Here is a 22,716-nt window from a genome sequence, read left to right on the forward strand (position 1 = left end):
AATAGGCATCTCTCCATGGTCAATTACTTTATTAAACGGCCTGTTTTTGCCACCGTTTGCGCCATTATCATTCTGTTAATTGGTGTTGTCAGTATTCCCACATTGCCGATTGCCCAATATCCAGACATTAGTCCGACTCAGATTAATGTGACGGCTAGCTACATTGGTGCCGATGCTGAAACCGTCGAGAAAGCGGTGACCACGGTACTAGAGCGAGAGATTAACGGCGTAGAAGGAATGCGCTACATATCCTCTAACAGCAGTAACAACGGTATTAGCAATATTGTTGTTACCTTTGACTCTAGCCGCGATAAAGACATTGCAGCGGTAGATGTGCAAAACCGGGTATCTCTGGCAGAACCGCAATTGCCAGAAGAAGTCCGTCAGACTGGTGTGGTGGTATCCAAGCAGAACAGCAACATTCTGCTGGCCATGAGTCTGTTTTCAGGGGATGATACCTTTGACAATGTATTTTTGAGCAACTATGCCGATCTATACATTGTCGATGCTCTACGCCGGGTGCCAGGTGTTGGGGATGTCGTTATCTTTGGTGAACGTACTTATGCCATGCGGCTATGGCTGGACCCACAGCGGTTGGCCAGCCGAGACCTGACTGCTGACGACGTAGTGGATGCGCTGCGAGAACAAAATATTCAGGTGGGTGCCGGGCAAATTGGTCAGCCGCCATCGCCCGATGACCAGACATTTCAGATTGACCTGCGGGCCGTCAGCCGTCTACAAACGGTCTCTGAGTTTGAAGAATTGGTAATTCAAACCGGGGACAATGGTGCCCTGGTAAAGCTTAAGGATGTGGGCCGAGCCGAGTTGGGGGCAGAGAGCTACAACACCTTCTTACGATTTAGCGGCAATGAATCGGTTGGTTTGGGTATTTTCCAGCTGCCGGGTAGTAATGCATTGCAGGTGGCGCAGGGCGTCAAGGAAGTGATGGCGGAGCTGGCGACAGAGTTTCCCCAGGGGATGGAGTACGGCATTGGTTTTGATACTACTGAATTTGTTAGTCAGTCTCTTACCCGCGTTGTGTGGACGCTGATTCAGGCGGTTGGTCTGGTGGTATTGGTGATTTATCTCTTCCTCCAGGACTGGCGGACAACACTAATTCCAGCGATTACTATTCCGGTGGCGCTGATTGGTACCTTTGCTATTGTTAAAATCTTTGGCTTCTCCATTAATAGTCTGACTCTGTTTGGTCTGACCCTGGCTACTGGGATGGTAGTGGATGATGCCATTGTGGTGGTGGAAGATATTGCCTCTAAGATTCAGAATCGAGGGATGTCGCCAAAGCTGGCTGCGGTTGAGGCGATGCGAGAGCTGACGGGGGCGGTGATTGCTACCTCGTTGGTGTTGATGGCGGTGTTTATTCCGGTGGCGTTTTTCCCAGGGACGACAGGCGCTCTGTATCGACAGTTTGCGTTGACCATTGCATTTGCGATCGCGCTTTCCACCTTTAACGCCCTGACCCTGACCCCTACCCTAGCAGGCCTCTTGCTGCGTCAAAACACAGGCAGTCACGGCTGGCTCGACTATATTTTTAATCCCTTTAACCGATTTTTAGATAGCTTGCGGGCTCAGTATGGCGGGGCCTTGCAGTTGCTCAATCGACTCAAAGTCTTTGTATTAGCTGCATTTGTTGCCTCTCTGGTACTCACTGGCTGGCTCTACAACAGTGTGCCATCTGCCTTTTTGCCCGATGAAGACCAGGGTTATTTTATTACCCTGATTCAGGGACCGGAAGGCTCGTCACTCAACCAGACCAGCAAAGTGATGCGTCAGGTTGAAGAGACGATTTTGGCCCAAGACGGCGTGCGGGCGACATTTGCCGTTGGCGGCTTTAGCTTTAGCGGTAATACGGCCAACAATGGTGTTGTCTTTACGACGCTAGTGCCCTGGGAAGAGCGTCCATCAGGGGTAACGTCTTTTAGTCTGATTAACCAGCTATTTGGCCAGTTTTCCGGGATCACCGAAGCGCGGGTATTTCCGCTCAATCCACCATCCATTCAAGGTCTGAGCAGTTTTAGTGGTTTTCAGTTTCAGCTCCAGGATCGACGTGGCAATCTGACCATTGATACCCTGGTACAAAATATGTTTGGTCTGTTGGGGGCAGCCAATCAAGATCCCAACCTACAGGCCGTCTTTAGTACCTATGCCGCCAACTCTCCCCTGATTGAAATCGACGTAGACCGGGATAAAGCCAAGGCCCTCGATGTTGACATTGATGATGTCTTTGGCACGTTGCAAACCTATCTCGGTTCGCGTTATGTCAATGACTTTACATTGCAGGGACGTACCTATCGAGTCTATGTCCAGGCCGATCAGCAATATCGCTCAGCCCCAGACGACATCAACAAACTCTATGTGCGCTCCAACAATGACGCCATGATTTCCATGGGTAACCTGGTGACCCTTAAGGAAACCACCGGAGCCCAGACAATTAACCATTACAATCTTTTCCGTTCCATTGAAATCAATGGTCAAGCAGCGCCTGGTGTCAGTTCTGGCGAGGCCATCACCACAATGGAAGATGTGGCCGCCCAGGTATTGCCCGCCAGTCTGGGGTATGAATGGACCGGTAACGCTCTAGAAGAAATCGAGTCGGGCAGTCAGGCTCCCATCATCTTTGGCCTGGGGATTATCTTTGTATTCTTGGTGCTGGCCGCCCAATATGAGAGCTATGTAGACCCGGTAATTATTCTCTTTGCCGTACCTCTGGCAGTATTTGGTGCCTTGCTGGCCCAGTCGATGCGTGGGTTACCCAATGATGTGTACTGCCAGATTGGTCTGGTGATGTTGATTGGTTTGGCTAGTAAAAACTCGATTCTGATTGTAGAGTTTGCCAACCAGCTTCGCGATCGCGGTTTACCCATTGTCAAAGCCGCATTAGAAGCCGCCCAGTCCAGAATGCGACCGATTCTAATGACGGCCATCTCTACCCTGAGTAGTATTTTCCCCTTGGTGATTGCTACCGGGGCCGGGGCTGGCAGTCGTCAGTCGTTGGGAACAGCCGTATTTGGTGGCATGTTTGTCGCGACATTTCTAAGTTTGTTTGTTGTACCGATTTTGTACATTGTTGTCAAAAGCTTGAGCGAACCGTTTAATTCCCACAAGGGGCCAGATGACGATGAGCAGTTAGCTGTTTACGAGAGAGAGATGACGGGGACAGGCGTTTGATAGAAACTCGAATTTCTATGTGTAGCCCCTGACCAACCATAATTAACAGGCTATAGTAAGAGCGAATTAATCCTCTGCTCGATCAATGCCTAAAATCCTGATTCTCGCAGCGAATCCGAATGATACTACACGCTTACGGATAGGCGAAGAGGTCCGGGATATTAGTGAAGGACTGCAGCGAGCCAGTCATCGTGATCAGTTTGAGATTGTGCAGCGGTGGGCCGTACGTCCCCGTGATTTGCAACGCGCGATGCTAGAGGAATCACCGCAGATTGTGCATTTTTCAGGCCATGGTGCTGGAGACGCAGGCCTATATTTTGAGGGTGTGTCGGGTAATAGTCAGCTGGTGACGGGGACTGCTTTAGCGAGTCTGTTTAAACTGATTGGACAGAAGTCACCGATTGACTGTGTATTACTGAACGGGTGTTACTCGCAGGCGCAAGCAGAAGCGATTGTGGAGCATGTACCCTATGTGATCGGGATGCGTGACTCCATGGGTGATCGAGCGGCAATCGAGTTTGCCGTAGGATTTTATGATGCGCTGGGTGCCGGAGAGTCCGTCGAGTTTGCCTTTGAGTCAGGCAAAGTGGCAATGGCACTGAATAGTACGGGATATGACGAAGTACCGGTGCTGCTCAGGGGAAATGTACACCCTAAGACTCAACAAAAATCAGCTCCTGAAACTAAATCTCAAATCAAACAGCCACCCACAGCAATATCTAATTCTGCTCCAAATGAGCCGCTAGGGGTATTTATTTCATATTCCCACAGGGATGAGGAGCTAAAAGAAGAATTGGAAATGCATCTGTCGGCTCTGAAGCGACAGGGCAAAATTAAACCCTGGCAGGATCGAGCCATCGAAGCAGGAACAGAATGGGATGCAGAGATCAAAACAAAACTAGAAGCCGCCCAGATTATTTTACTTTTGGTGACTCCTCGATTTTTGTTTTCAGAATATATTAACGATATTGAGCTGAAACGGGCGATGGAGCGTCATGAGGCTGGTACGGCTCGCGTAATTCCCATCATTTTGAAGCCGGTGGACTTTAAAGGAACACCTTTTGCGAAGCTGCAGGCATTACCGAAGGATGCCAAGCCAGTAACTCGCTGGGATGATCAAGATGAGGCCTTTGTAAATGTGGTACGGGGAATACGACGAGTTGTTGAAGCACTGTCTGGGTGATAAAGTCTTACATACCAGGACTTAACAGGTTATTATTAGCGCTTGCTTTGAAGAGATATTGTTTTTTGAGTTGTATCTCATTCGGCAATTTTCCATACCTTAATAGCTGGATTTGTTTGGCTAGCAACGATAATTTGCCCAGATGATGAAATCTCAATGTGGTCAATAGGCATGTCAAATCCTGTTAAAATTTGCTCCTGTGCGCCAGTTTCCACATCCCAGATACGTACAGTTTTATCTGCACTACCGGTAAATAGTTTTTGCCCGTCTCGACTAAAAACTATACCGTTAACATAGCTGGTATGACCGCTCAAAATACGCAGCGGTGCACCCGTTTCAATCTGCCATTGGCGGATGGTGCTATCAGCACTGGCGCTAAACAAAAAACGACCATCTGGACTAATAGCCGCCGCATTAATAAAACTCTCATGTCCCTCTAGGATGATTTGAAGTTCGCCGGTAGAAATGTTCCAAAGCTTGATGGTGCGATCGCTACCGCCACTAACAATATATTGACCATCTGATGTAACCACCAGGCTATTAACCGCACCTTGCTGCGTGGCCACAGAACTCACTGCTCTACCTGTACTCGCTTCCCAAACATGAATAGCACCATCCGCTCCACCACTGACCAATCTTTGACCATCCGGGGTGCGATTCACCGCATTGATCGGGCCATTATGGGCGTTAGTCTGTTGCCAAAGTAATTTGCCGTTGTCCACTGTCCAGCCCTGCAAGGTACCATCAGCATTGCCGTTGTAAAGCTGAGTTTCGTCTGGACTTAGCAATATGGTATTCACAAAGCTCGTTTCATTATTAAATGTTTGTAGTACCTCCCCAGAAACTAAATCCCATAGACGAATAGTTTTATCGGCGCTAGCACTGATCATACGGCGAGCATCAGCAAATAGGAGCAAATCATTGATACTATCAGTGTGGTCTGGCAGGGTTTGCTGGAGTTGTGTATTGAGTTGTATAGGTTCTGGTAATGATATCGAAACAGGTGGTTGCCCCAGTTCTGTTCTAGTAGCTACTTGTGTATATAACAATGTAAAAAATCCACTGGTCACAATTCCTGCAGTGAGCGATGCTATCAACTGATGTGTCAAGGAGAGCTTCGCTATCTTTTGTGCTTGTTTAGATCTAATTTGTCGTAATTCTTCTTGAGGTATAGGTAACCTCTGACCTGGGAATTTATGCAAACTTTTGAGAGACTGAAGTTTATCAAACTCTTTTTGAGCAGATTCAGTATCACCTTCAGCATATTTCCTCATTCCACGAGCATAGGTTAATAAGTCTGGATATTTGTCTAAAGGCTTTTTCAGTGAATCTACAATAGAGGCAATTCTGAATAAATCATCTGTTTTTTGTTGGAAAGCTGCTGCAAGAATAGCTGTCAGTTCTTTGGCTGCTCTTTCAGGACGAAGATAGGCCATAGATACCCAGTGTTGTGCTTGAGCAAAATCTCTAGTATCTATATTTTCACTTTTCAACTGGGGTTGAATATAGATATCGAGAAAAGCAGCTAGCTCTTGGATTCTCTCGACTTTAAACCGATTATCTTGTTCTAAAAGAGTTAATAAGACACTACGCACATGCTGATCCATTTCATAAAGACCAGCTCCAACTTCTTCGCATAAATTAGATAACAGCAAATCAGGTGTGGCTATCCAAGGAACGTTAAGACCGTTACCCTTGCTATCTACTTGAAAGTTAATCCATAGGCTGTAAAGTAGCTCAGGAGTAAGTCCTAGTGGTAATGCTGCATGGCAAGCAAATAGGAGATGGGCTTCCCCATACCGTTTATAGAATGCTTCTACAAGCGGTAGCTTTAGTTCACAAGTATTATCTATAGAAAGAAAGATCATACTTGTCATAGTACAGTCTTAGAAAATGTTGTATAGCCTTTTCGCTGTCCTCGAAGGGTATCTATCGCACTTTGAAATTCAGTACGATTTATTTCAAACATAGGAACAAAATTTGCTATTTCGTTAGCAGTTGTACGTTCCCAACGGTTTCTAGGTAGTGGATTTAGCCAAACAATGGAACGCGCCCATTTTTTGAGTTGATCTAAAAACTCCTGCGTTTGCAATATCCGATTAGTATTCAATCCACCTCTAGCAGCACCTGCATCGCTTATAATCACAACAAATGATTTAAGTGACAATCGTCGATTCAGAAAATGATCCAGGTGTTCAGATTCTTGGAGTTGAGCATCATGATAGAGATACTTTCTTGGACAATTATGAAAGTAGTAGACGCTGGCATTACCTAAACGTCCAGATCTTAATGCTGTATCCATGAACTGTTTGCTTAACGAGTGAAATGGCACCATTGAGCCATCTTGGTCAAGTAAAAGCACTAAGTCACTACGATTGCTTCGAGGTGCTCTCATCAGAACCTCCAAGAATAATCCCTGATTAGCAATTTGGTTGACTGTGCCCTCAACATCAAATTCTGTTTTTGGGCCTTGGCGACTACTGCGCCGAAGGTATCGCCATCCTTGCCTCATTTGTCGCCGTGTTAATGGAAAATATTCATCTCGTCTTATTTTTTGAATCCTAGGTGTACTAGCATTTTGGTTTGTTGACTCTTGAAATACTTCAGCTAAATGAACCTCACCTTTATCTAAGGTAATCATCTCAGTTTGAAAAGTATCAATTTGGGTCGTAATGTCTGCATTTCTATCATCTGGTGCTGCGTTCCGCAAGACGGTCAGTTGACGAATAAATAACCAAGATACACAGGTCCCACATAGCATAGAACCTACTGAGAAAACTAATAAAGTAATTGGCACTTTAGGGGTTTCTTCAGTCGATTTGCCAGGATTATTGGGTGTAATCTGCTGCTGTTGACCCGCTGGAGTTTCCTCAGTTTCTGTAACAGAATTATTAGGTGTAGTCTGCTGCTGTTCTAGCGACGGAGAGGGAGAATTTATATCCTCTTGTTCAATACGCATAAGCTTTAGCCCAGCTAGAGAGACTAAAAAAAGAGTAAATATAATAATTGCTCTATTTAGAAGTCGACGAGATTTTTGTGTTGCAATCCCATGAGAAGATATGCTTTCTTGATGAAGATACGTTGTCTGACTATTGGTTGGAGCAATTTCACTACGAGAGCGCGCTGTAGGCCCAATGATTTCTGCGAAATGATAGTCGAAAATTTGTGATTCTTCTTCGTTCTTTACCCACAAAGTTTGACATAGCCGCGATAAAGTTGCCTGATCGTGGACACCAAAACCAGCCTGCAGGGCTTTAACAAGTATGGCATATTCATCTAGCCCCAATGGCAAACCTGCCTCTTGCAGACGAGTAAATAGTTCAAACAATGGTAAATCCTTAGCTTGCATGATCAGCCTGTCCCAGATTGACGCAAGTAACGTTGATGCCCTTCCCAACTTTTAATCAGCACACTTCCAAAAGGCAATTTACCGTCTAATTTCGAAAGTGCTTCATCCTTAGGAAAGCGTTTCAACACTCGAAACCAGTCAATTAATTCACTGGTACTAGCCATCTTCATAGTTATTCCACCTGTTGCCTGCATTTCGCAGCGCAGCTTTAGAAATCGGTCTATTGCTCTATCTGTTAACTCTACTGATGTTTCTGGAAACATACTCTGCAAAATCATTACTAGCCGCTCATGATCAGGAAATTCAACGTAATGGAATAAGCATCGTCTTAAAAAGGCGTCAGGGAGATCCTTTTCATCGTTGCTCGTAATAAACACGATTGGTGGAAATGTAGCTTCTATTTCATGATCCAGTTCTTCCACTACAAATCGTAACTCGTCTAATTCCAGCAGCAAATCATTGGGAAAATCAATGTCGGCTTTGTCAATTTCATCAATCAGGACTACGGAGCGCCGTTCAGATTGAAATGCTTTGCCTAGAGGACCCCACCTGATGTAGGCCATTGGGTCGTTAATGCGTAACAACTTTTCAGAGATCAAGAGCTTATTCGCAGCAAGTTGACTATCTCTTAATCGCCCAACCGCATCGTAGCTATATAGTCCATTTTTGGCTTGACTGGTCGATTTCACATACCAGGCTTCAAATGGAAGACCTAATTCATAAGCGACGGCTTGAGCTAAACAAGTTTTACCGCAACCTGGCTCCCCTTTGAGCAACAGTGGACGCTCTAAAAAAATAGCAAGGTTAACCACTTCAATTAAGTCTTCACTAGGCAAGTAGGGGGATAAGGGTCGCTGAGTTGTAGGGTCACGCTCCCCAAGCTTAGGCTGCTTTTTACCGGTATACGTTAGTTCTGAATCTAAAGCGGTAACCACTTATCCAACTCCTCATACCAATCAAGACCACATTGGGCACAAATTTCGCGCAGAGCAAGTTCAGGAATGCCCCCTTCACTACTGTCCAAGATTTCTTTAACCTTGTCATCAATACCCTGGGTTAAATCCGAAGGTAAGTCACGATATTGGTCATCTAGCCAGTCCATCAAATCTTTATCGGTAAATTCCTGAATCTTCGGTGTTTTGATGGGTTTTTGCGGTTTCCAGCTGGCGTCTAGTTTTTCGACAAACGGCAATTTCCACTGCTCTGCTTTGCCCACGTAATCCACTAGAAACATAAGCAATTTGCAGGCACTTTCTCCTTCAGATGCTTGTTGTACCCGCTGAGTCAAAGGTTTCCATAACTGCTCGATCATTTCCTGCACAGCTGACTCAGGTAATGCTTGAACATCATGAAATACTAGAATCACATCCTGAGTCAGCCACCAGCGGTAAACGCCATCTGCAATTTCGGGTGGCGTTAGCTTATGCCCTCGAACTTTGACTCGCACACCCAATTCCCGCCAGAGAGACTCTACATTGGTTTTGCGAGCTAAGCGGTTTAGGTTAACTTTCACTATTTTGCTATTCAAATGCTCTGGTAGATATTGAACTACCAGTCGATTTAAGAGCCAACGTTGACCATATTCGGGTAGACCATGGATTAAAAAGCCAGCAACTGACTCCGACTCTATTGCCCGACGAAAGAGCCTTGCCTGCTGTCGATATCCTAGCTTTAGTAATGAACTGTAGAGCTCTAACTGCTGTTGCTGTTGAGCATTAGCTAGGTCTTCCACACTATGGCGGATACCTTGAGCAATATTGAGAAAAGCCTTGTCTTGGTTGTCCCATTCTGTAATGGGTTTCGCATCTTTTGGTAAGACTTGTAATTTACTGAAGGGGGTACCTTCTAGATCAACTGGACGCACAATAATAGGAATTACTCTAGCTTCGCCCTTATCGTGTCGTTCAAGCGCACGTTTAAGTTCTACGTCGTAGCAGTAATCTGAAGCGACGAAATCAGAGCTGACAAGTAGCAAAATAATGTCAGCTGAGGTTAATTGCTTATCGATTTCAGTAGAACGCTCTGCTCCAGCATCGATATCACGGTCGTACCAGGTCTCAATGATCCCTTGACGTTCCAGAATCTTTAGATGTTTAGCCAGTTCATCCCTGAGGTCTTCATCTTTGTGGGCATACGAAAAAAAGACATTGACACTCATGAACTGCATAAGGCCAGGATTTCTACATCAAAAGTATATCCTGTACTTCAAAGGTCGCTCTATCTTTCAGTAAGTTCGCCTGAAATATCAAACTTTTAGGCAAGCCAGTGTTCAGTGTTTGACTGGGCACTGTCAGTCAGCGCTTGCCTCATCCAATAGGACAGATCTTGCAGCAAACTCTCGTAACGTTGTTCTCTAAGTTCAATAACCAAAGATTTCATTTCACTCCAGCCAGCCATCAGGATCGTTGCCAAAAGCACCGCTTGCTAGCCGAACCCCCAACCCTGCAAACACTAACGAAAATCCACTGAGCAACAAAAACGGAAACAAGCCCCAATACTCCACCACCATCGACAGATATGCCTCTTTCCTGGTCAAATAAGCAACCTCAGGCTCATCCTTGAGATACAACAGCTCCAATTTCGAGCCCACACTCCATTCTCTCTTCGCATCCAGCCAATTCTCATGACCATCATAGGCCATCAAATGCCTGTGCCCCCGCGTTAGCCCATCACGATACTCATAGTCCAGGACGGTGCCAACACTTCTCTCACCCTCTACAGATAAGCTGTAAAGATTCTCAGGTTTGCATAGCCACAAGATTAAAAACGCAACACCAAAACACACAGCTGCTTGGCCTAAGACTCTAAGCCTCAGGTATGCGATGAATAGAAATTTGAAGGCGTTTAACATATCGAGCGGGTCTGGTTGCTAATGTGATTATGCCCTGCTAGTTGCAGGATATAGTTTGCACAAATGCCTGGGTGAAGATGCACGATCCCACCCTGGACTCAAAGTCCCAGGGCTAACTGGAGCAAAACCTCTAAAGTGGTTGGAAGCTTGAAGGCTTGCCCCAAATAGCATTAGCGACTTTGTCCCAGCTCAGGCTCAAAGTAACGAGGCTAATCGCATCAAAACCTGCTAGCGGAGTTGAGAGATTGATAACACGATATCTCTAGGGCTTCTCAGCCAAGTTGTCGTTTTAGCAGACAGCTCTCAGGGCATGTGATCACTGCCTGGCCAGTTACAAAATCTGTGTTGATTGGAAACTACACAACCAGTCTAATTTTTGAACCCGATTGGGACAATCTCTGGACCAACTCTGGACCAAACTACCCCTCAGAATGAAATCCACTCAGCAAAAATGCTTACACCCTTACGCCAAAAGGCTTTCAGTGGTTCTAAAACAACTTGGTGTGCCTTTATACCTGGGGCCTGAAACGCTTGCAGGATAAAGTGTCAGGGTTTTGTAACAAACTTGTTAATTGATCCGGGTTAACCCGTAGCTGTACGAAGAGTAGAACGGATAGAAAGTCTTGTTAGAGGCTATATCAAATAGCATTTATCACCCCCATATAGTCAGCATACCTGACTATGCCCAATTAATCACCCAGGTGATCCCTGACTCGGCTAGCTTCCTAGTTCCAGGAAGTAAAGGCTCTCTCTAAGAGAAACACCATCGCTTTGAGAGTTGGTTTCGCTTGTTCATTTTTATTTAAAGCCTTTTTTATCGTTAAATCTAGTCCTTTTTTGGGTTATCAGTAGCCAGTGCTGATTGGCATACATCTTGCTGACAGGAGTGCTACTGGTAATCCTCTTTTGGACTGCTCTGAATGCTTAGCCTCTAAACGTACTTTCTGTTATTCACACTGTTCACTCTCCACCTCTCTATAGCGACTTGTCATGAAACAACAACGCTTTTGGCATACCAAACGCCGTTGCCATCTATATCTGCCTGTTTCCGACTCTCCCGGCATGTTTATGTTTATGGGTAAACCCTGGACCCCCAAAGCTCTACAGGCCCTTGGCTTTGTTCAAGAACCCGATGAACAAGAAGTCGAACATGAGCCTCCCCTGGTCTTTGGTGATCCCGAGCGATTTCAAGGCTCGTTTTGTAAGACCCAGGGCAAAGGTTCCTCTCCAACTTGGGGGGCACAAGGTGGCTCTGGCGGTAAGGTGAACCGAGCGCCTAAGAGTTAAGGTAGCTTTTGGATATCGATGGTTGTCATCTTAATCAGGAATGGAGATCAAACAGTTTCAACTTTTCTGATGTTCGGATAGCCCTCACCCCGACCTTCTCCCCCTGGGAGAGGGAGCCAGATTCAAAGTCCTTCTCCCCTCGGGAGAAGGACTTTGAATGTAGACGCCTGAGCGGCTGCTCGCAGAGTGGGTAAAAAGCTGGACATTCATTAAATTCTGATGCCTAGGGTCAGCATGCGAGATGGCCGTGGACTGTAGTAACGCAGCCTGGCAAAACTGTAGAGCCGCAATATCCTTTTACATATCCCCACGATCCATAACCTTGCCCCACATTGCTTAAGGTTTATTTCGGATGATCGTTACAGTTCAACCGTGTGAGATCCTAGAAGCCTCAAGACTAATACCACTTTAGACTCGCTTTTAGACATCAATACCCATGGACCAATCTCAGCAATCAACGGCGGTAGTTACCGGGGCCTCCTCCGGCGTTGGCCTATACGCAGCAAAGGCTTTGGCTGACAGGGGCTGGCACGTGGTAATGGCCTGTCGCAATTTGCCTAAAACTGAAAAGGTGGCTAAGGAAGTCGGTATGCCCGATGGTAGCTACTCCATCATGAAGCTTGATCTGGCTAGCTTGGATAGTGTACGTAGCTTTGTGAAGGAGTTTCGTGCCAGTGGCAAGACTCTGGACTCGCTGGTATGTAATGCGGCTGTTTATCTACCCTTACTCAAGGAGCCTCTGCGTAGTGAAGATGGCTATGAGCTGAGTATGGCTACTAATCATTTAGGACACTTCCTACTGTGCAACCTGATGCTGGAGGACCTGAAGAAGTCTAGCCATCATCGCTTGGTGATTTTGGGTACGGTAACGGCTAATCCTAAAGAACTAGGCGGTAAGATTCCTTTCCCAGCACCACCAGATCTGGGCAACCTGGAAGGCTTTGAACAGGGCTTTAAGGCCCCTGTAACTATGGCTAATGGTAAGAAGTTTAAGCCGGGTAAAGCTTATAAGGACAGTAAGTTATGTAATGTGCTAACCATGCGTGAGCTGCACCGCCGTTTTAACGAATCGACCGGCATTGTCTTTAGCTCTCTTTATCCTGGCTGCGTTGCTGACACAGCGCTATTCCGCAACCACTATTCTGCATTTCGGACCATTTTCCCCTGGTTCCAGAAAAATGTTACGGGAGGCTATGTGACTGAAGCAGTTGCAGGTGATCGGGTAGCGGCTGTAGCAGCTGATCCTGATTACAATCAGTCTGGTTATTACTGGAGCTGGGGTAATCGTCAGCAGGAAGGTCGTAAGTCCTTTGTTCAGGAGATGTCCAACGAGGCTTTAGATGATATGAAAGCGCGTCGGCTTTGGGAGCTAAGCGAGAAGCTGGTGAGCTTAGCGTAGGCGTTTGTTTCTGTTAAAAGCAACTGTGTTCCCTCTTGGGGGAGTAGGGTAAGGTCTTAACCCTTACTCATCTATAAACAGATCCAAAAAAATCAGCTTTCTTGGGACTACCTCCTGTACTATTGCGTGCGAGTCGGATCATCGTGGTCTGACTCGCACGCAGTTTTAAAATAGGTGGCTCTATGGCTCAGGCAGATATTGGCATTATTGGTGGCAGCGGCCTTTATAAAATGGATGCTCTAACCGATGTTGAAGAGGTCACAATAGAGACTCCGTTTGGTGAGCCTTCTGATGCTTTTATTTGCGGCAAGCTGGATGGTACGCCGGTTGCTTTTTTGGCACGTCATGGTCGTGGTCATCGGCTGATGCCTACGGAGCTTCCGTTTCGGGCCAATATCTATGGGATGAAAAGCCTGGGTGTGAAGTACCTGGTGTCGGCATCCGCAGTCGGCTCCCTCAAGGAAGAGGTGAAGCCGGTGGATATGGTAATTCCAGACCAGTTTATTGATCGGACCAAAAATCGGGCGGCAACGTTTTTTGGAGAGGGGATTGTTGCTCACATTGCGTTTGGTGATCCGGTTTGTAAAAATCTGGCGACTATTCTAGGGGATGCGGTGGAAAGTCTAAACCTGGACGGGGTGGCTCTGCATCGCGGTGGTACCTATGTGTGTATGGAAGGACCGGCGTTTTCTACTAAGGCAGAATCTCATCTGTATCGCAGCTGGGGGGCAACGGTGATTGGTATGACTAATCTGACGGAGGCTAAGCTGGCACGGGAGGCGGAAATTGCCTATGCCACGTTGGCAATGGCGACTGATTATGACTGTTGGCATCCAGATCATGACAGTGTCACCGTTGAGATGGTAATCGGGAATTTACAAAAGAATGCGGTGAATGCTCAGTTGGTGATTCGGGATGTGGTGCATCGGCTAACGGAGAATCCACCACCGTCAGAGGCGCATTCGGCCTTGAAGTATGCCGTAATTACGCCGTTGGATATGGCCCCTGCGGCCACAAAGGATAAACTAAAGCTATTACTAGAGAAGTATTTGCCTGTGGTTTAACCCTTGGCTTGGTTAATAATATTGGTGGTCTACACCCTGGTGGTGTGCTTGGCTGGTGTAACGCCGCAGGTTTACCAATCGGATCAGGCATGCCTAAGATATTTAGACGCTTCTGGAATACATTATGACCGGTGAACTTGGTTATTCCTTACCCCCAGCTGTCCGTCGGATTGCTAACAATTTTCGTCTGGTAGGCTGGATTAGCTTCTGGGTGCAGGTGTTTAGCGGCGTCGTTGCTACCTTATTGTTTGTGACCTCTTTGTTGGGGTTGCAGTCGGTCAGTAATCGTGGTGGGGCTGAAAATGCGGCTGCAGGCAGTGGTTTCTTTTTGGCGGCGCTGGGGCTAGCTGCGGTTTATGTGGGTGTATTTTGGGCGTTTCAATATACTAGGTTTGCCCGCAAGCTGAAATCTAGTAACCCAGACCTGAGACCGAAACCTAAGAATGCTGCCAAGATGATCACCACTGGTTTGATCATTAGTGTTTTGGGCATGTTTTGTGGATTGCTGGGTGCTGGCGGAGTGGTGGGTGCGCTTATGCTTAAAGTCATCTCTCAGCCCCAGTCGAATATTGCAGTGGCAAATCCTACCCTGGCGGTTGAACCGCTGGATGTTTTTCTGGTTCAGGCTACTATCAATACGTTGATTTCTCACTTTGCTGGTATTGTTGGCTCCTTATGGTTGTCGTGGAAGATTAATAAGCAGTCCTAGGGGTGTGGATGCTGGTCTTACTACAGCTAGTACAGACATCTGAACAAAGATCATTCAGGAACGGTGATCAGAAATCTTGTAGTTTTAATTGCGGGCAATGACATCCGTTCACTTGTCAGGTCTCAAGCTAACCAATGTTGCGGTTGGCACGTTGCCATAATTTGTTTGATGTGGCTTGGCTAGAGTGGAAATAGAGGCCCGTGAGTTCCTGGGAGGTGCATCATGCCAAAAGAAACTGTAATGTGTGACCGGATTTGGTTGCTGTACCTGCAGGGACGACTTTCTCCAGCTCAGCTACTGGCATTGTGTAAGCTGGCTGTCGAGAATAGAAAAAATGATACTGGCCAGGCGTCATCTGCTGCATAGGATTGTGGCAAGCGTAGAATAAGAGTCCGTTACATCGCGGATAGATGCTCTACGCTTACTACAACTTATGAAACCATTGGCAGATCGGATTCCAGCGCCAACGCTGGTTATTTTGGCGGGGGTGACGGTGCAGCTAGGATCTGCTCTGGCAAAGTCTGTATTTGAATTAGCAGGTCCCCTGGGTACAGTTTTACTGCGTGTAGCGCTCTCGGCGGCTTTATTGTTTGTGTTTTGGCGACCGGGTTGGCAGGCGACACGGAGACGCTGGCCGCTGGTAATGGCCTATGGGTGTGTCCTGGCGTTGATGAATACTTCGTTTTATCTGGCGATTGACCGCATCCCCCTAGGAATTGCTGTGGCGATTGAGTTTACGGGGCCGTTGGGGCTGGCGGTGATCAAGTCGCGACGCTGGCTCGATTTGGTTTGGGTGACGCTAGCTGCCATGGGGGTGATCTTGCTGGCTCCTTTGCAGGGTAGTGGTTTGGACCCTGTGGGTTTGGGGTTTGCTGGATTGGCTGCTCTGGCCTGGGCTGGATATATTATGCTGGCGGTGGCTACAGGACAAGTGGTGCCAGGGATTGAGGGATTGGCCTGGGGAATGGTGTTTGGCACTTGTATGTTGTTGCCCATTGGTATTGGGGCGGCGGGTACAGCCTTGTTGGATATTCGGTTGCTTGCGATCGCAACTGCGATTGCGGCCCTGTCATCAGCCACCTATGCCCTGGAGCTAGTTGCTTTGCGGCGAGTGCCGGTGAATGTGTTTGGAGTGTTGTTGAGTGTAGAACCGATGCTGGCAGCTGCATCTGGATTTTTGATTCTGGGTGAAACGCTGACGATGCGATCGCTAATGGCAATTGTCCTAATTTCCATTGCAGCGGCAGGATCTGCTTGCTACGGTGTGGCAGCTGCTGAATGATGGACAGCAAAAAGCCCCTGCGATCGCAGGGGCTTTTTAAACAGTTTCACCCAAAGGCAAGCACTGCTCATCCTTATGGATGCCTGCTATTAAATCGAAAGGTTCATACAACGGCTTCGTTGAGCAATTCGGTGATAGCCCGGTGCTCAATTGGCGGCTCAGACAATACCGCTTGACGAGTATCTGTAATCAGCCAATCCAGAGCGGCCTCTTGCATATCAATAGATGCGCCAGTCTTATCCACACAGTAGCGACCAAACACCAGCTTATCCATGAGACGTACGCCAGGGCCAATGCGTGAATATTCAAAGATCACGCTTTTATCAACCAGGGCACCACTGCAGATACAGCAGTTCGGGCCAATCATGCTGGGACCAATGATAGTTGCCCCATCTTCGATTTCAGCCATACCCCCAATGTACACAGGGCCTTCAATATTGATCTTGTCCCAATTGGCTTTCACATTGAGGCCAGCATATACACCCGGCTTAACTTCCTGACCAGGAATGCCCACACCTTTAACCTGACCGGTCAGTACATCCTGGATGGCCTGCCAGTAATCAGGCACCTTACCAATATCCACCCACTCGAAGTCCATGGTAATGCCGTAGAATGCTTCATTCGCTTCTACCAACTTTGGAAATAGGTCACCACCGATATCAAATTCTTGACCTGAGGGGATGTACTTAAAGATTTCAGGTTCAAAAATATAGATACCCGTATTGATGTTGGTACTCAAGGCTTCTTCAACCTTGGGCTTTTCCTGGAATGACTTGATGCGACCCGTCTCATCGGTCACCACAACACCGTAGCTGGGTACCTGCTTGATGGGGACCGATTTCATCACGATGGTGGCGATTGAACCTTTTTCCTTATGCTGTCGAACCGCTTCAGTCAGGTCCAGATCAATCAGAGCATCACCGCAGAGCACGACAAACGTATCGTCAAAAAACGGTGAAAAGTCTTGAATCTTACGCATACCGCCTGCAGAACCGAGGGCATCACCCACCAGCTCACCATTAGTAATGCGTCCTTCAAAGGAATAGGCCAGCTCTACGCCAAAACGCTGACCATCTCTGAAATAGCCTTCAATTTCATTGGCAAGGTGACTAACATTAGCCACAACTTGAGTAAAGCCGTGCTGTTTTAGCAATTCTAAGAGGAACTCCATCACTGGCTTTTGCAGGATGGGGATCATCGGCTTTGGAATAGTGTAAGTGATTGGACGTACACGAGTACCTTTCCCTGCGGCCAGGATCATGGCTTTCATAAATGCTCTCTCTATTCCTTAATTAACAGCTAGGAGGTAAAAATAAACAAACGTTGCTGCCACTAATCAGCAACGGCAACAAGCGTATAGCTCTAATCCATAAGTTGACAAGAACTATCACAGAACAAACTTCAGAATGACTCTATCGTTAGAATTTTTCTAAAGCTTGCTGTTGCCGATAAAAAAATAGATGCCCACCATCAATAAGTATCTCGGCAACGTCAAGATAGTAACAAGCGTGTTTACAGTATACCCACGCATATTGATGGTCTTCATTACTGCCTCATAGATGCCCGGACAAATATTGATTTTTGGATATTCGCACTAGGGGCGGACACCTATAAGATGTCTTTTGTTGCGAACATTTGCGGACCTCAAGCGATGGATAAAACACCTCTAGGTGTTAATCGGGTAGCACATAGGTTGGAACGTCAGCTAGGGTAACGTCGTTGAGCTGTCTAACTTTGAGATCACGATAAAAGCGTTCTTGGGCCAGCTCTACTTTAGATTGGGAAGATAAAAATAATAACCCCCAAAAAACGCCGACTTTTTCATGGCGATAGTCTTCATCGGTCAGCTCTTGAGTGATGGGTCCGCCGAGGACATCGGGACGGAAGTTGGCCCAATGTTCCAATAGTCGCTCAAAGTCCATCCACTCAAACGCGCTTTCTAGGTCCTCCCAGTAGCGGTCCAAAAAGGTAGAGAGGGCCTCAGCAATTTCCGATAGGTTTTCCTGGTGAGCTAGCTGGGCAATGGTGCTGATGGCTTTGCGTTTGGAATGGGGTTTGGCCCCGCGATGGCGATTGCGGGGAGGGGGATTCGCCATCGCTATGGCCATCATTTCTAGCTGAGTAATTAGTTCTTGGAGGGTGACCTGCCGTTTCTCCGGTGGGTTGGCTACGGCCCGACGGTGGATGTAATGCTCTAGATTAGGCGGTAGTCGTTTGGCATATCCTTGGGGTTCAAAGGCTTCGTCAGGGTCTTCAAAGTCGCTCACTTCTTCTTCGATTTCAGCGCGGATCAGGGTGTCGGCTTTGAGCAGCACCAGCATGGAGGCATACAGAAAGGCTTGACCAGATTCGGATAGGCTTTTTTCGTAGGGCGATCGACCGTTGGTGGCAGTCGGTGCTTGTTCCTTGAGGCTTTTGAGAAAACGATCGACTACATCGATGACGTTGACATCCCACGGATCAATCTCTCCCCGTTCGGATAGGTCAATCAGAAATGCGATCGCACGTTGCGCTAAAGAATTAGCCATGGACTTAGCCTGATAGATTGCTAGCTGGCGCTACATATAGCGTGAACAGATGCACTATAGCTTAGAAGAATTGAAAATTCAAAAAAAATATCAAATTCAGTTATATAGACACATCGATAAACTTCAAAACTCAAAAAAAAGACTATCCAACCAATGTTCTCAGGCACTAGAACTGGAATAACTATAGGTTGTAAGCAATAAAAAAAGAGACGTCAGCCAGGTGAGAAGCATCCCCTTACCCTCTTTGCACGTCCCTTTGTACCTCATAAAAGTGCTGTAGCTATTGAACTTTTAAGTCAAACCAACGGTTAATTTCGCAGTGATTGACCTACGCTACCGCTTCTTCACTACCCGCATCCTTACTAGCAGCCCCTGGCAACATAGGCTGTAAATCCTCTAGCTCAACGCGATAGCGCTCAACATCTTCTTCTAGCTGCTGAATCCGCATTTCTCGCTGCTGGACTTGAGGATTGATATTGAAGTATCCCTGTACTTGCACCCACACACTAAATACCCAGGCGAGCAAGGCTCCAATGCCAAGGGAAATCATCAGCTCGATACATAGCGGCGCTTCAATATCTATCCCCCGCACAACATGGATAGTTGCTAGCTCAGTGTTCTCGATGCCAAATAGTACGAGGGCCAAGCAAATGACAAAGATGACGACAAAGTTAATCTGCCGCATAACAGTCACCTCAAATCGGATTAATTAGATCAGGTCTAGGCTACTACAGGAAAGTCAGAAGCGGGGGAAGATTTTTTTTTGTTAAAAGACTGGAAAGGGCGGCAAGACTCCCTTCTGAGCACCCAAGCGTTTATAACCGATTCAACCCAGACCGAGCCCCATAACCACCAGCGCAAAGTAGAGTAATCACTACCGCGCCAATCCCAATGGGGCTCGGCACCCAAAATGTTGCATCGATCCTATTCACTCGACCCGGCTGTAGGGGCCACTGCTGGGTTTTCCGGATGGCCTCAATCTGAAAACTAAGATTTATGGTCCGCCAGCGGTCTAAGGCCCCCCCTGCACCAACGGCGCTATCCGCCTTGAGGGCGCTCAGATCAATATCAGCATGGAGTTGATTGACTAAAACCACCCCCCAGTTCTTCTGATGCAGATCCAGGTGGGCCAACAGCGGTGGGGCACCTGGCACCTGAGTCATGAGGCCATCTTGGGCAAAGAGCTGATTAAATTTTTGCACCAGGTCAGCCCCGTTGAAGAAGTCAATGCTCACCTGAATCGAGCCATCGTCCAGGGAGGTGACCTCGCCAGAAAATGCCTTGGCTTCTTCAATAAAGACCTGTAGCCATTGCTGTCGGGCATCTTGATTCAGGGCAACAAACTGATCATCCAGGTGCAACGTTTGTCTTAAGACCCCATGGGTTTGACTGTCAAACTGAATGCCCAGCTGATAATCGACACATCCGCTCAAACACAGTGCCAGGGCTAGAAGAGATATCAGCCGGACTAGCCGTGTTTTTAACTGAGCCACCACAAGCCTCCCAGCACCAGGCCACAGCCAATTAACGCTAGCCAAACAAAGCCATTATCTTCAGTATTGACCTCACTCAGCGGCAGCGGTGGCGGTGGGGGTTTCAGAGGACGAGGCTTAATTGGGCGGGTTTGCCAGGGCTTTTCCTCACTATCTTCAATGTCTGCTAAATCAGGAATTTTGGTTAGCCATTCTTCTTTGGCCTGCAGTTTAGGGGCCTGGATAATATAGAGCAGTCGTTTGCTTTGTTTTCTGACATCTAGGTCTGGATGCAGGGCAAGCTTGCCACATAGCTCAATGGCTTCCTGCCGTCGATCGACAGCGGCCAGGGCGTTGACCAGCCAGAGTTTTAATTCACCATCTAAGGAAATCCCTGGTTTTTCGGCTAATCCCTGTTCAAAGGCTTGTACGGCATCCCCATATCGGCCCCGCTCAAAGGCCTGCTGCCCCACTTGATAGGCGGCTTGGGCACGCTGATTGGCTGCATCTGGCATTGCGGCTAGTCTCTGGTCTAATATCCTGCTGCTCAGATATTTTACGGTGTCTGATGTAATTACGTGTAGGAACGTTGCATAAAACGTTCCTACACGTAATTATGCTCCAACGGCTTCCTTGGCTGCATACATCACTTCGGCGGTAATCTCGGTGTAGCCCTGCTCACGGGCAAACTTTTCGGTATTGCGCTTAACTTTACCCCGCACAAAACCAGGGACGCGCTTCAGCTCAGTCAGGCCATCGCTGGTCCAGTTGAGGTCGGCTTCAGCGGACAATGTCTGGGTGATGACTTCTTTAGTGTCGTGACCCCCGAAGATTTCTAGCAGGTGGTCTTCCATGCCCAGGGTAAAGGAGTTATAGATTAAGTCGACGAGATGATTAGCGCCTTCATAACCGAGGAAGGGACGATAGCCGACGGGGAAGTTTTGAACGTGGATGGGGGCCGCGATCACACCGCAGGGAATGTTGAGGCGTTTGCCTACATGGCGTTCCATTTGGGTGCCAAAAATAGCGGCGGGTTCGAGCTGGGCGATTTTATCTGCGATCGCACCATTATCATCGCTAACCAATACCTCATCACAGTAATCCTCTACCTGATTTCTAAACCAGGCTTCGTCATACTTACAGTAAGTGCCAGCCAGCACCACCCGCAGACCCATTTCCCGCGAGAGAACTTTGGTTAAGGCCGCCGCGTGGGTATTGTCACCAAAAACAACGCAGCGTTTACCCGTCAGATTTTGACAGTCGATGGAGCGAGAGAACCAGGCCGCTTGGGATGCAAACCGAGTCTGTTCATCAATAAACTCGGTGTAGTCCACCTCCACACCCTGCTGATTCAAGATTTTTTGAATCGCGCGAATACAGCGAGCTGTTTCCACCACACCCATGGGCGTGATATCCACATAGGGCATATCAAACTCACGCAGGAGATACTCGGCTGCCATCGAGCCCACTTCTCGATACGGGATCAGGTTAAACCAGGCTCTGGGAAGAGATTTCAGCTCATGGACCGATGCCCCCTCTGGGATGACGGCATTGACCTCAATCCCCAGATCTGCCATTAGCCGTTTTAGCTCGGTAACATCGTGGTTGTTATGAAAACCGAGGGTAGTGATGCCAATAATATTGACTGAGGGCTTTTCTGTTTTCTCAGTAGCTAAAGTCTCTTGCTTAGCTGCTTTTTTTAGATAAAATTCAACAATTTGCTGAAGCGTCCGATCCGCTGCCTGTAGCTCATTTACACGATAGTGGTTGACGTCTGCCAGCATCACATCGCCTTCGGCATCCAGCTGGGCACGCTCCACAAAATTAGCTAAATCTTCCTGCAAAATGCTGGATGTGCATGTGGGTGTGAGCACAATCAGATCAGGATGTTCTTCTCGATCTTTGCGAGTAATGTTGTCAACAACTTTCTCTTGTGAGCCGCGAGCTAATACGTGACGGTCAACAACACTGGCGGTCACAGGGGTGAAATCTCGCTCACGAGAGAGCATAGAGCGCATGACATTAAAATAGTCGTCCCCGAGTGGGGCATGCATAATCGCATGAACATTCTTAAATGAGCTGGCAATACGCAAGGTGCCAATGTGAGCAGGACCTGCATACATCCAATAGGCCAGTTTCATAAACAGCGCTCCGAGATCTGGGGTAGGTTAAGGCAATTGCCTATCCCTCAGAATATGGGAGTCCTTATCAGACGCTGGCACCACTCAACGATTCGCAACGGTTTGTAAGAATGAGTTACAGCTAGCGGAGTCCTGGCGTGATTTAGTCCCATAGACGTTCCATGGAATGTCTGTATACGATTAGATGAGCCGTCCCTACAGGATGTTAGATCTGGCCATAAAGTTTCGATGTAGTTTCAAATACCGTTCCGATTGTTCTGGAACT

20 protein-coding genes are annotated in these 22,716 nt (G+C 47.4%); 8 read left to right on the forward strand and 12 right to left on the reverse strand.

The window, feature by feature from the left end; translation table 11 throughout:
- Nucleotides 1-15 precede the first annotated feature (15 nt).
- Together N836_RS60970 and N836_RS60975 are read left to right on the forward strand one after the other, a co-directional pair.
- Nucleotides 16-3,186 (forward strand): efflux RND transporter permease subunit, encoded by a 3,171-nt coding sequence (locus N836_RS60970; RefSeq protein WP_023074664.1) that lies wholly within the window; start codon nt 16-18, stop codon nt 3,184-3,186.
- An 85-nt stretch (nt 3,187-3,271) separates the two neighbouring features.
- Nucleotides 3,272-4,369 (forward strand): TIR domain-containing protein, encoded by a 1,098-nt coding sequence (locus N836_RS60975; RefSeq protein ID WP_023074665.1) that lies wholly within the window; start codon nt 3,272-3,274, stop codon nt 4,367-4,369.
- A 77-nt stretch (nt 4,370-4,446) separates the two neighbouring features.
- Here N836_RS60975 and N836_RS75400 read toward each other — a convergent pair whose 3' ends face one another.
- From N836_RS75400 to N836_RS60995, 6 genes are all read right to left on the reverse strand, one after another.
- Nucleotides 4,447-6,246 carry an outer membrane protein assembly factor BamB family protein gene (locus tag N836_RS75400; RefSeq protein ID WP_023074666.1) on the reverse strand — a complete coding sequence of 600 codons (1,800 nt, stop codon included), beginning with the start codon at nt 6,244-6,246 and terminating at the stop codon, nt 4,447-4,449.
- Nucleotides 6,243-7,718, reverse strand: a complete 1,476-nt coding sequence (locus N836_RS60980) for a VWA domain-containing protein (protein ID WP_023074667.1) — start codon at nt 7,716-7,718, stop codon at nt 6,243-6,245. Before N836_RS60980 ends, N836_RS75400 begins: the two co-directional genes overlap by 4 nt.
- A 2-nt stretch (nt 7,719-7,720) precedes the next feature.
- Nucleotides 7,721-8,653 (reverse strand): AAA family ATPase, encoded by a 933-nt coding sequence (locus N836_RS60985; RefSeq protein ID WP_023074668.1) that lies wholly within the window; start codon nt 8,651-8,653, stop codon nt 7,721-7,723.
- Nucleotides 8,638-9,876, reverse strand: a complete 1,239-nt coding sequence (locus N836_RS0138865; RefSeq protein ID WP_152532224.1) for a TIR domain-containing protein — start codon at nt 9,874-9,876, stop codon at nt 8,638-8,640. The genes N836_RS60985 and N836_RS0138865 overlap by 16 nt, the downstream gene beginning before the upstream one ends.
- A 95-nt stretch (nt 9,877-9,971) precedes the next feature.
- Nucleotides 9,972-10,097, reverse strand: a complete 126-nt coding sequence (locus N836_RS77930) for a hypothetical protein (protein WP_268744321.1) — start codon at nt 10,095-10,097, stop codon at nt 9,972-9,974.
- 1 nt (nt 10,098) lies between these two features.
- Nucleotides 10,099-10,569 carry a DUF3592 domain-containing protein gene (locus N836_RS60995; RefSeq protein WP_023074671.1) on the reverse strand — a complete coding sequence of 157 codons (471 nt, stop codon included), beginning with the start codon at nt 10,567-10,569 and terminating at the stop codon, nt 10,099-10,101.
- A gap of 990 nt (nt 10,570-11,559) precedes the next feature.
- Here N836_RS60995 and N836_RS0138870 point away from each other — a divergent pair.
- The 6 genes from N836_RS0138870 to N836_RS61015 all read left to right on the forward strand — a co-directional run bounded on the left by N836_RS0138870 (nt 11,560) and on the right by N836_RS61015 (nt 16,310).
- On the forward strand, nt 11,560-11,856 hold the full coding sequence (locus N836_RS0138870) for a hypothetical protein (RefSeq protein ID WP_023074673.1): 297 nt from the start codon (nt 11,560-11,562) through the stop codon (nt 11,854-11,856).
- A gap of 436 nt (nt 11,857-12,292) precedes the next feature.
- Complete coding sequence (locus N836_RS61000) at nt 12,293-13,255, forward strand: protochlorophyllide reductase (protein ID WP_023074674.1); 963 nt, start codon at nt 12,293-12,295, stop codon at nt 13,253-13,255.
- 182 nt (nt 13,256-13,437) lie between these two features.
- On the forward strand, nt 13,438-14,319 hold the full coding sequence (locus N836_RS61005; protein ID WP_023074675.1) for an S-methyl-5'-thioadenosine phosphorylase: 882 nt from the start codon (nt 13,438-13,440) through the stop codon (nt 14,317-14,319).
- Nucleotides 14,320-14,443: 124 nt separating this feature from the next.
- A complete protein-coding gene (locus N836_RS61010; RefSeq protein ID WP_023074676.1) occupies nt 14,444-15,028 on the forward strand; it encodes a DUF3611 family protein in 585 nt (194 codons plus the stop codon).
- 222 nt (nt 15,029-15,250) lie between these two features.
- Entirely contained in the window at nt 15,251-15,394 is a 144-nt protein-coding gene (locus N836_RS76685; protein WP_161635007.1) for a hypothetical protein, read from the forward strand.
- 67 nt (nt 15,395-15,461) lie between these two features.
- A complete protein-coding gene (locus tag N836_RS61015; protein WP_023074677.1) occupies nt 15,462-16,310 on the forward strand; it encodes an EamA family transporter in 849 nt (282 codons plus the stop codon).
- 103 nt (nt 16,311-16,413) lie between these two features.
- On the opposite strand, the gene N836_RS61020 is transcribed toward N836_RS61015, so the two are convergent.
- The 6 genes from N836_RS61020 to bchB all read right to left on the reverse strand — a co-directional run bounded on the left by N836_RS61020 (nt 16,414) and on the right by bchB (nt 22,451).
- Nucleotides 16,414-17,580: a sugar phosphate nucleotidyltransferase gene (locus N836_RS61020; protein ID WP_023074678.1), complete on the reverse strand. Its 1,167-nt coding sequence runs from the start codon at nt 17,578-17,580 to the stop codon at nt 16,414-16,416.
- Nucleotides 17,581-17,983: 403 nt separating this feature from the next.
- Entirely contained in the window at nt 17,984-18,838 is an 855-nt protein-coding gene (locus N836_RS61025; protein WP_023074679.1) for a segregation/condensation protein A, read from the reverse strand.
- Nucleotides 18,839-19,166: 328 nt separating this feature from the next.
- Entirely contained in the window at nt 19,167-19,523 is a 357-nt protein-coding gene (locus N836_RS61030; protein WP_023074680.1) for a lipopolysaccharide assembly protein LapA domain-containing protein, read from the reverse strand.
- A 130-nt stretch (nt 19,524-19,653) separates the two neighbouring features.
- Nucleotides 19,654-20,331, reverse strand: coding sequence for a DUF3153 domain-containing protein (locus N836_RS61035; protein ID WP_161635008.1), 678 nt, complete (start codon nt 20,329-20,331; stop codon nt 19,654-19,656).
- Complete coding sequence (locus N836_RS61040; protein ID WP_023074682.1) at nt 20,319-20,825, reverse strand: tetratricopeptide repeat protein; 507 nt, start codon at nt 20,823-20,825, stop codon at nt 20,319-20,321. The genes N836_RS61035 and N836_RS61040 overlap by 13 nt, the downstream gene beginning before the upstream one ends.
- A gap of 99 nt (nt 20,826-20,924) precedes the next feature.
- On the reverse strand, nt 20,925-22,451 hold the full coding sequence (gene bchB, locus N836_RS61045; RefSeq protein WP_023074683.1) for a ferredoxin:protochlorophyllide reductase (ATP-dependent) subunit B: 1,527 nt from the start codon (nt 22,449-22,451) through the stop codon (nt 20,925-20,927).
- Between the last annotated feature and the right edge of the window lie 265 nt (nt 22,452-22,716).

This window comes from Leptolyngbya sp. Heron Island J, from assembly GCF_000482245.1.
Lineage (GTDB): Bacteria > Cyanobacteriota > Cyanobacteriia > Phormidesmidales > Phormidesmidaceae > Leptothoe.

Excerpts from the sequence above, each read along its gene's own strand:
- N836_RS61000 (WP_023074674.1), top strand. The coding sequence starts at position 12,293 with ATGGACCAATCTCAGCAATCAACGGCGGTAGTTACCGGGGCCTCCTCC.
- N836_RS60995 (WP_023074671.1), bottom strand. The coding sequence starts at position 10,569 with ATGTTAAACGCCTTCAAATTTCTATTCATCGCATACCTGAGGCTTAGA.
- N836_RS61040 (WP_023074682.1), bottom strand. The coding sequence starts at position 20,825 with ATGCCAGATGCAGCCAATCAGCGTGCCCAAGCCGCCTATCAAGTGGGG.
- N836_RS60970 (WP_023074664.1), top strand. The coding sequence starts at position 16 with ATGGTCAATTACTTTATTAAACGGCCTGTTTTTGCCACCGTTTGCGCC.
- N836_RS61010 (WP_023074676.1), top strand. The coding sequence starts at position 14,444 with ATGACCGGTGAACTTGGTTATTCCTTACCCCCAGCTGTCCGTCGGATT.
- N836_RS61020 (WP_023074678.1), bottom strand. The coding sequence starts at position 17,580 with ATGAAAGCCATGATCCTGGCCGCAGGGAAAGGTACTCGTGTACGTCCA.
- N836_RS61015 (WP_023074677.1), top strand. The coding sequence starts at position 15,462 with ATGAAACCATTGGCAGATCGGATTCCAGCGCCAACGCTGGTTATTTTG.
- N836_RS0138870 (WP_023074673.1), top strand. The coding sequence starts at position 11,560 with ATGAAACAACAACGCTTTTGGCATACCAAACGCCGTTGCCATCTATAT.
- N836_RS75400 (WP_023074666.1), bottom strand. The coding sequence starts at position 6,246 with ATGACAAGTATGATCTTTCTTTCTATAGATAATACTTGTGAACTAAAG.
- N836_RS0138865 (WP_152532224.1), bottom strand. The coding sequence starts at position 9,876 with ATGAGTGTCAATGTCTTTTTTTCGTATGCCCACAAAGATGAAGACCTC.
- N836_RS60980 (WP_023074667.1), bottom strand. The coding sequence starts at position 7,718 with ATGCAAGCTAAGGATTTACCATTGTTTGAACTATTTACTCGTCTGCAA.
- N836_RS60975 (WP_023074665.1), top strand. The coding sequence starts at position 3,272 with ATGCCTAAAATCCTGATTCTCGCAGCGAATCCGAATGATACTACACGC.
- bchB (WP_023074683.1), bottom strand. The coding sequence starts at position 22,451 with ATGAAACTGGCCTATTGGATGTATGCAGGTCCTGCTCACATTGGCACC.
- N836_RS61025 (WP_023074679.1), bottom strand. The coding sequence starts at position 18,838 with ATGGCTAATTCTTTAGCGCAACGTGCGATCGCATTTCTGATTGACCTA.
- N836_RS61005 (WP_023074675.1), top strand. The coding sequence starts at position 13,438 with ATGGCTCAGGCAGATATTGGCATTATTGGTGGCAGCGGCCTTTATAAA.
- N836_RS76685 (WP_161635007.1), top strand. The coding sequence starts at position 15,251 with ATGCCAAAAGAAACTGTAATGTGTGACCGGATTTGGTTGCTGTACCTG.
- N836_RS61030 (WP_023074680.1), bottom strand. The coding sequence starts at position 19,523 with ATGCGGCAGATTAACTTTGTCGTCATCTTTGTCATTTGCTTGGCCCTC.
- N836_RS77930 (WP_268744321.1), bottom strand. The coding sequence starts at position 10,097 with ATGAAATCTTTGGTTATTGAACTTAGAGAACAACGTTACGAGAGTTTG.